Genomic DNA, 8,255 nt, shown 5'->3' on the forward strand with positions numbered 1-8,255 from the left:
TCGGCGACTTCGTCGACCGCCGGCTCGGCAGCCTGGACATCAACCCGAACAGCGTGCGCTGGGACGCCCGCCGCCGGGCCGACGGCGAGTGGATCGTCCGCGCCGGCTGGACGCACGGCGACGACGAGCACGCCGCCGAGTGGATCTTCCACCGCAGCACGCGCAGCGTGACCGCCGCCGACGCGGTGGGCGCCGAGGTGCTCAGCGACCGCCCGCTCACCGCACCGCCGCAGCCGACCGGCCGCCTGGGCCTGCTCACCTCGGTCGCCCCGCCCGCGGAGGTGGTCGCCTTCCCGCCGATGCCGGACGCCGACACCGGCCCCGTGCCGGTCATCGAGGAGGTCTTCGACCAGGCCGCCTTCGAGGACGAGCCGGCCGTGAGCCACGAGCGGCTGCCCGACCCGGCCCTGCCCGTGCCGGCGATGAGCGCCCTGGCCGACGGGTCGGACGACTTCGGCACCCCGCCGCTGCCGCTCAGCCTCAGCGAGCCGAACCGGGTGCGGCGTCCGGAGCGTCGTCGTGAGCCGTCACGCCAGGCCCGCACCAAGGTGCCGTCGTGGGACGACATCCTGCTCGGCGTGCGCCCGAAGGGCGAATGACCGCCCGCTGACCCGCTCCGGCGGCGTCCTTCCGGCGCTCGGCGCGGCACGCCGGAAAACCATTCGCCCGTTGTCGTACCCCCGTCGTACTGTCGATCAACGTGACCGCAGCGCAGCGACCGGAGGACGGGACGACCGGTCATACCGGCGGCGCGCTGCGCACGCTCGCGCGGTTGCGCCCCTGGCTGCGGCCCCACCGTCGCGCCGTCGCCGTCATGATCGGCGCGGCGAGCGGCGCGATGCTGCTGCAGTCGCTCGTGCCGCTGATCGTCGGCCGGGTGGTCGACGGCCCGATCCGCCACCACGACACGTCCGGCGTCGTCTGGCTGTCCGGCCTCGCCCTGCTCTTCGGCGTGTGCGAGGCCCTGCTGTTCTTCGTCCGCCGCTACGCCATGGCCAACGCCGCGCTCGGCGTCGAGAGCGACCTGCGCCGTGACCTGTTCGCGCACGTGCAGCGGCTGCCGGTGTCCTTCCACGACCGCTGGCCGTCGGGGCAGCTGCTGTCGCGGCTGACCACCGACCTGTCGACCCTGCGCCGCTTCACCGGCCTCGCCATGGTGTTCCTCGTCGCGAACAGCCTCACCTCATTGGTGGTGCTGATGCTGCTGATCACCATCCAGCCGTGGGTCGGCCTGTTCGTGGCGGCCGCGATGCTGCCGCTCGTCGTCGTCACCCGACGCTTCGAGCTGCGCTACAGCCGCGACGCGCGGCGCGCGCAGGACCTCACCGGCGACCTCGCCACCGCGGTCGAGGAGTCTGCGCTCGGCATCCGCGTGATCAAGGCATACGGCCGACGGGTGCGCATGCTGCACGGCTTCACCGACCAGGCCGCCACCCTGCGCAACGCCGAGCTGACCAAGATCCGCACGCTCGGCCTGTTCTGGGCCGTGCTCGAGGGGCACCCGCAGCTCATCCTCACCGGCGTCACCTTCGGCGGCGTGCTCGCCGTCGCGCACGGCGCGATGAGCGTCGGCGAGCTGGTCGCGTTCCTCACCATGTACCTGCGGCTCATCTGGCCGATCATCAGCCTCGGCTGGCTGCTGGCCATGACCGAGGAGGCCGCGTCCGCGTCGCGCCGCATCTTCGAGGTGCTCGACACGCGTCCCACCATCGTCGACCCGGCCGAGCCGGCGACTGGTCGCGCGCGCAGTCTGCGCTTCGAGGGCGTGCACTTCGCGTACGCGGCCGACGACGGCCGCACCGCGGTCGAGGTGCTGCGCGGCGTCGACCTCACGGTCGAGGCCGGCGAGACGATGGCGTTGGTGGGCTCGGTCGGCTCGGGCAAGACCACCCTCACCGCGCTGGTGCCGCGGCTCTACGACGTCACGGCCGGGCGCGTGCTGGTGGGTGACTTCGACGTGCGCGACCTCTCCCTGGACGAGTTGCGCAGCACCGTGAGCACCGCCTTCGAGGACGCCACCCTCTTCTCGGCGAGCGTGCGCGAGAACCTCGTGCTCGGCCGGCCCGGGATCACCGACGACGACGTGGCCGAGGCACTGGCCGTCGCGCGCGCCGACTTCGTCCACGACCTGCCGTTCGGGCTCGACACCCGCATCGGCGAGCAGGGGCTGTCGCTGTCCGGTGGTCAGCGGCAGCGCTTGGCGCTGGCCCGTGCGGTGCTCGGGCGCCCGCAGGTGCTCGTGCTCGACGACCCGCTCAGCGCGCTCGACGTGCACACCGAGGCCCAGGTCGAGGCGGCGCTGCGCCGCGTGCTGCGCGGCACCACCGCACTCGTGGTGGCCCACCGCCCCTCGACCGTGCTGCTCGCCGACCGTGTGGCCCTGCTCGCCGACGGCCGGATCAGTGCCGTCGGCACGCACTCCGAGTTGCTGGCCACCGTGCCCGAGTACCGCGACCTGCTCGCGCAGACCTCCGAGCTGGAAGAGAGCCGATCGTGACCGAACCGTCGGCCGGCACGGAGGTCGTCGAGGGCCGCACCGCCGAGATGGCGGCCGCGCGTGACGCCGACCGCTGGCGTGGGCGCGTCACCGACGACGAGGCCGCCCGGCTGGCCGAGTCCACCGTGCCCCACGGCGTGGCGCACCTGCGGGTCGAGGCCCGCCGCCTGCTCGCCGACCTGCTGCGGCCGCACCGCCGCGCGGTCGCGGCCGTGCTGGTCATCGCGCTGCTGCAGGTGGCCGCGACCATGGCCGCGCCCTGGCTGGTCGGCGTCGCCATCGACACGTCGTTGCCACAGGCCACGAAGGGGCAGTACGGGTCGCTGATCTCGGTCACGGTCGCGCTCGGCGGGTGCGCCGTGCTGTCCGGCTGGCTGCGCGCCGTCTTCGTGCTGCGCAGCGGTGCGGTCGGCCAGGAGGTGCTGTTCGACCTGCGCCGCCGCCTCTACGACCACCTGCAGCGACTCTCGGTCGCGTTCCACGAGCGCTTCACGTCCGGCCGCGTGATCAGCCGGCTCACCTCGGACGTCGACACCCTCAACGAGCTGCTCGACGCCGGCCTCGACGGCCTGCTCACCGCGCTGCTCAACATCGTCGCGATCGCGGTGCTGCTGCTGCTGCTCGACGTGCCGCTGGCGCTCATCGCGCTGGCCTCGCTCGTGCCGCTGTGGGTGCTCTACCGCTGGTTCTCGGCGCGGGCCGCCGCCGCGTTCACCCGCACCCGGGAGTCGGTGGCGACCCTGATCGTCAACATCGTCGAGTCGTTCAACGGCGTCCGGGCCGTCCAGGCGTTCCGGCGCGAGCAGCGCAACGACGCGATCTTCGCCGACCTCAACGACGACTACCGGCTGGCCAACGGGCGCACGTTCAAGCTGCACGCCGTCTTCGTGCCTGGTGTGACCCTGACGGGCAACGTCGCCACCGTGGCCGTGCTGCTCGTCGGCGGCCTGCGCGTCGCGCACGGCGGCCTGGACCTCGGCGTGCTCACCGCCTTCCTGCTCTACCTGCGCCAGTTCTACGACCCCATGGAGGACGTCGCGGTCTTCTACAACTCGCTGCAGTCGGCGACCGCAGCGCTCGAGAAGATCGCGACCGTGCTGGCCGAGGAGCCGGGGGTGCCCGAGACCGTGGCCGCCTCGCCGCTGCCCACGCCGGTGCGCGGCGCGGTCGCGCTGCGCGACGTGCGCTTCGGCTACGACGCCGAGCGGCCGGTGCTGCCGGACCTCGACCTCGAGATCCCCGCCGGGCAGACCGTCGCCCTGGTGGGTGCGACCGGCGCCGGCAAGACGACGATCGCGAAGCTGCTCGCCCGCTTCTACGACCCGACGGCCGGGGCGGTCACCCTCGACGGCGTCGACCTGCGCCAGGTGGCCGACACCGAGCTGCGCCGGGCGGTCGTGATGATCACGCAGGACGGCTTCCTGTTCTCGGGTTCGGTGGCGGACAACATCGCCTTCGGGCGTCCCGACGCGACGCGGGCCGAGGTCGAGGCGGCGGCGGAGGCGGTCGGCGCCGACGCCTTCAGCCGCGCGCTGCCCGACGGGTACGACACCGCCGTGCGCAAGCGCGGCGGCCGGCTCTCGGCCGGTCAGCGGCAGCTCGTGGCGTTCGCCCGGGCCTTCCTCGCCGATCCGGCCGTGCTCATCCTGGACGAGGCGACCTCGTCACTCGACGTGCCGACCGAGCGCGCGGTGCAGCGGGCGTTGCGGACGGTGCTCGCCGAGCGCACGGCCCTGATCATCGCCCACCGGCTGTCGACCGTCGAGTTCGCCGATCGTGTGCTCGTGCTCGAGCACGGCCGGGTGATCGAGGACGGCACGCCCGCCGACCTGATCCGCGCCGGCGACGGGCAGTTCGCCACGCTGCACGCCTCGTGGCGTGACTCGCTCGTCTGAGGCAGGCTGCCGATCATGTCCGAAGCGAGCACGCCCACCGTCACGTTGCGGGGTCGCACCGACGCCGACCTGGACGCGATGTACGCGATCGCGAGTGAGCTCGACACGTGGGAGGAGCGCGGCCCGGAGGCCCCGGGGCCGCTCACCCGCGCCAGGTACGAGGCACGTCTCGCCCGCCATGCGGAGGCGGAGAACGGCGGCGACGTGGCGAGCTTCGTGATCGAGGCCGACGGCGAGTTCGCCGGCCGGGCCGACCTGTTCAACAGCGATCACCTCGCCCGGCACTGCGAGGTCGGCATCTCCCTGGCGGCCGCGGCCCGCGGCCGCGGGATCGGGACGGCCGCGATGCGGCTGCTCGTCGAGTTCGGCTTCGTCCGTCGCAACCTGCGTCGCATCCACCTCGAGGTCATCGCGTCGAACGCCGCCGCGATCCGTGCCTACGAGAAGGCGGGCTTCGTGCACGAAGGCCGGTTGCGTGAGCACAGCTGGGTGCGCGGACGCTACGAGGACGTCGTGCTCATGGGCATCCTGCGCTCGCAGTGGACGCCCACGGGTTAGTCGCAGAGGTGCGCGAAGGCCACCGCGCCGGCCGTCGCCACGTTGAGCGAGTCGACGCCACCGGCCATCGGGATGCGCACCAACCGGTCGGCGGCGCCCAGCGCCACCTCGGTGAGCCCTGGGCCCTCCGCGCCGAGCAGCACCGCCCAGCGCGCCGGCGGCACAACGTCGCGCAGCCGCGCGGCGGCCGCACGAGGCGTCATCGCGAGCAGCTCGAACCCCGCGTCGCGCAGCATCCGTAGTGCCGCGGGCCAGGGGTCGGACAGCGTCGCGAAGGGCACGCGAAGGGCATGGCCCATCGAGACGCGCACGCTGCGGCGGTACAGCGGATCGGCGCAGCGTTCGTCCAACAGCACCGCGTCGACGCCGAACGCGGCAGCGTTGCGGAACAGCGCGCCGAGGTTCTCGAAGTCGTTCAGCCCTTCGAGCACCACGATCCGGCGCGAGCGCGCGAGCAGGTCGGGCAGGGCCGGCTCGGCGATCCGGTCGGCGGACGCGAGCACGCCACGGGTGACGCGGAAGCCGACCACCTGCGAGAGCGTCCACTTGTCGACGGCGTAGGCGGGCGCGTCGACCGCGGCCAGCGCCGGCGCGAGCACCTCGAGGCGTGCCGGCACGCCGATCACCGCCCGCACCGGATAGGGCGACGACGCCAGCCGCTCGACCACGTTGACGCCCTCGGCGATGACGATGCCGCGCCGGTCAGGGCGCACATCGGCGTCGGTGAGGTCGCGGAAGTCGTCGAGCCGCGGGCGGCGGGATCGTCGACCACCTCGATGCGCACGGCCACCGACCCTCCTGGCCCCGCCCCTCACCCCGAGGATCTCGGGGAAACCCTCGTGGGAGCAGGGGTTTCCCCGAGATCATCGCGGGGCGGGGGCGCGGGTCGGGGACGCGGGTCAGGGGCGGCGGTCAGAGGTGCGGGGCGAAGGCGCGGGTCAGGCGGCGGTGGCCTGCTCGGCGGCATCCTCGACGGCGAGGGCCGTGCGGCCGCCGCGGGTCGGGCGCAGCCGCATCGGGTGGACGAGGCCGCGGCGGCGGGCGCCCTGCAGCGCGAGCAGCGACGTCGCCACGAGGCAGACCAGACCGCCGCCGATGAGGCCCCAGCGCGGGCCGGCGACGCCGGACATCCAGCCGATGATCGGGGCGCCGAGCGGTGTGCCGCCCATGAAGCAGACGAGGTAGAGCGACATCACCCGGCCGCGCATCGTCGGCTCGACACCCAGCTGGACGCAGGAGTTCCCCGCCGTCGTGAGGGTCAGCATGGCCAGGCCGGTGGGCACCAGCAGCGCGGCCGACGCGGCGTAGCTCGGCATGAGGCCGGTGCCGATCTCGAGCACCGAGAAGACGGTCGCGGCCACGACGAGGAACAGCGAGGTGGGCCGCTTGCGGCGGGTCGTGGCGATCAGTGCGCCGGCGAAGGCACCGACGGCGAGCATCGTGCTCAGCAGGCCGTAGCCGGACGCGGACCGGTGGAACACCTGCTTGGCCAGCAGCGCGCAGGTGATCTGGAAGTTCAGCCCGAACGTGCCGATGACGAAGATCAGCACCATCGCCAGCACGAGGTCACGGCGGCCGCGCACGTAGCGCAGGCCCTCGCGCAGCTGCCCCTTCGCCCGGCTCACCGGTGGCGCGGGGTGCAGCTCGGCGGCCCGCATCGCCGCGAGCGCGGCGAGCACCGCGATCGACGACGCCGCGTTGGCGAGGAACGCCCACCCTGTGCCGACGGCGGCGATCATGACGCCGGCGACCGCGGGCCCGAGGATGCGGCCGAAGTTGAAGATCGCGCTGTTGATGCCGACGGCGTTGGTCAGCTCGTCGCGTCCGACCATCTCGACGACGAACGACTGCCGCACCGGGGTGTCGATCGCGCTGACGACGCCGAGCACGGTGGCCAGCGCCAGCACGTGCCAGTACTGCACGACACCGGCGACGTCGAGCAGGCCGAGCACGAGCGCGACGACGGCCAGCCCGCTCTGGGTCGCGAGCAGGATCTTGCGCTTGTCGCCGCGGTCGGCGATCACGCCGCCCCAGAGGCCGAGCAGCAGGGCCGGCCCGAACTGCAGCGCCGTGACGATGCCGAGCGCCGTGCCCGAGTTGGTCAGCTCGAGCACCAGCCAGTCCTGCGCCACCCGCTGCATCCACGTGCCGGTGAGCGACACGAGCTGGCCGGACGCGTAGAGGCGGTAGTTGCGCACGCGCAGCGAACGGAACATCCCGTGCACACCGGTCGATCCGGCGCTGCGGGCGGTGGCGACCAGGCTCATTCGCCCTCGGCCAGCTTGTCGAGGATGGGTGCGACGCTGCGCAGCAGGGCACGCTCGTCGGCGGTCAGCCGGGCGAGCTGGCGGGTCAGCCAGGCGTCCCGTCGCTGCCGCTCGGAGTCGAGCAGGGCCAGGCCCGCCTCGGTGATCGCGATGATCGACGAGCGGCGGTCGGTCGGGTGGGCGTCGCGCCGCACGAGGCCGCGCTCTTCGAGCTGGGTGAGCACCTTGGTCATCGACGGCGGCTGCACGCGCTCGGCGGCGGCGAGGTCGCCCGCGCTCATCGGCCCGCTCTTCTTCAGGGTCGCGAGCGCCGAGATGACCGTCAGCGTCAGTGACGTGTCGGCGCGCTGGTTGCGCAGGATGCGCGTCAGCCGCAGCAACGACGGCCGCAGCAGCGACGCGAGCTCCGCCGTCGTCGCACTCGCCTGCTTCGTCACCGTGGCCACATAGTTAGTCTAGCTAACGAACAACCGGGCCGCCACCCGGGCCACCTCGTCGTCGCACCGTGGCAGCAGCACGCCGTCGACGGACGCGATCGGCACGGCCCCGCGCAGGCTGCTCGTCCAGAACGCCACGCTGCCGCACAGCTCGTCGACCGGGAAGGTGCGCAGCTGCACCGCCCCGCCGGTGTCGCGCGCGAGGTCGAGCACGGCCCGGCGCGTGACGCCGGGCAGCACGTCGTCACGCAGCGGCGGCGTCACGAGGGTGCCGTCGGCGAGCAAGATAAAGACGTTGCCGCGGCTGGTCTCGAGCACCGCGCCGTCGGCGGCGACGTAGAGCGGGGCGCCGCTCGCCTCGTCGGCACTCAGCTCCGACCGGTCGGCCCACTTGTGCCGCCAGACCCCGTCGCGCCGCACGGTACGGAAGGCGGTCGGCGGCGCGGCCGACGGTGGCGGGGACGCGGTCACCGCCGCCACGCCGTCCGGCGTGAGCACCACCCGCACCACGCCGACGCCCGCGCCGGCGGCCGCTGCGTGCACCCGCGCCAACAGGTCGGCAGGCACGGCGCGGTCGTAGAGCTCGCGCGCCGATCGATCG

General features: G+C 73.5%; 8 protein-coding genes. 4 read left to right on the plus strand and 4 right to left on the minus strand.

Translation table 11 applies throughout. The annotated features are described in order from the left end of the window. The 4 genes from sepH to ACTHMS_RS18815 form a co-directional block, all read left to right on the plus strand. The coding region (gene sepH, locus ACTHMS_RS18800) for a septation protein SepH (protein ID WP_440308192.1) at positions 1–599 on the plus strand (599 nt) is incomplete at its 5' end. Between the two features lie 101 nt (positions 600–700). After that, positions 701–2,497, plus strand: coding sequence for an ABC transporter ATP-binding protein (locus ACTHMS_RS18805; protein ID WP_440308193.1), 1,797 nt, complete (start codon positions 701–703; stop codon positions 2,495–2,497). Next, on the plus strand, positions 2,494–4,392 hold the full coding sequence (locus ACTHMS_RS18810) for an ABC transporter ATP-binding protein (RefSeq protein WP_440308194.1): 1,899 nt from the start codon (positions 2,494–2,496) through the stop codon (positions 4,390–4,392). The genes ACTHMS_RS18805 and ACTHMS_RS18810 overlap by 4 nt, the downstream gene beginning before the upstream one ends. A 15-nt stretch (positions 4,393–4,407) precedes the next feature. After that, the gene (locus tag ACTHMS_RS18815) at positions 4,408–4,950 is read left to right on the plus strand and encodes a GNAT family N-acetyltransferase (protein ID WP_440308195.1); all 543 of its coding nucleotides are present in this window, start codon (positions 4,408–4,410) and stop codon (positions 4,948–4,950) included. Here ACTHMS_RS18815 and ACTHMS_RS18820 read toward each other — a convergent pair. From ACTHMS_RS18820 to ACTHMS_RS18835, 4 genes are all read right to left on the minus strand, one after another. Then, a complete protein-coding gene (locus ACTHMS_RS18820; RefSeq protein ID WP_440308196.1) occupies positions 4,947–5,663 on the minus strand; it encodes a TrmH family RNA methyltransferase in 717 nt (238 codons plus the stop codon). The two genes, ACTHMS_RS18815 and ACTHMS_RS18820, sit on opposite strands and share 4 nt — an antisense overlap. Positions 5,664–5,888: 225 nt before the next feature. Then, positions 5,889–7,217 carry an MFS transporter gene (locus ACTHMS_RS18825; RefSeq protein ID WP_440308197.1) on the minus strand — a complete coding sequence of 443 codons (1,329 nt, stop codon included), beginning with the start codon at positions 7,215–7,217 and terminating at the stop codon, positions 5,889–5,891. Next, positions 7,214–7,663 carry a MarR family winged helix-turn-helix transcriptional regulator gene (locus ACTHMS_RS18830; RefSeq protein ID WP_440308198.1) on the minus strand — a complete coding sequence of 150 codons (450 nt, stop codon included), beginning with the start codon at positions 7,661–7,663 and terminating at the stop codon, positions 7,214–7,216. Before ACTHMS_RS18830 ends, ACTHMS_RS18825 begins: the two co-directional genes overlap by 4 nt. A gap of 9 nt (positions 7,664–7,672) precedes the next feature. Further along, on the minus strand, positions 7,673–8,255 hold a 583-nt coding region (locus ACTHMS_RS18835), incomplete at its 5' end, for an aminotransferase class IV (protein ID WP_440308199.1).

The organism is Jatrophihabitans sp. (genome assembly GCF_051960575.1).
In the GTDB taxonomy this organism is placed as follows: domain Bacteria; phylum Actinomycetota; class Actinomycetes; order Mycobacteriales; family Jatrophihabitantaceae; genus JBQCEE01.

Excerpts from the sequence above, each read along its gene's own strand:
- ACTHMS_RS18815 (WP_440308195.1), top strand. The coding sequence starts at position 4,408 with ATGTCCGAAGCGAGCACGCCCACCGTCACGTTGCGGGGTCGCACCGAC.
- ACTHMS_RS18825 (WP_440308197.1), bottom strand. The coding sequence starts at position 7,217 with ATGAGCCTGGTCGCCACCGCCCGCAGCGCCGGATCGACCGGTGTGCAC.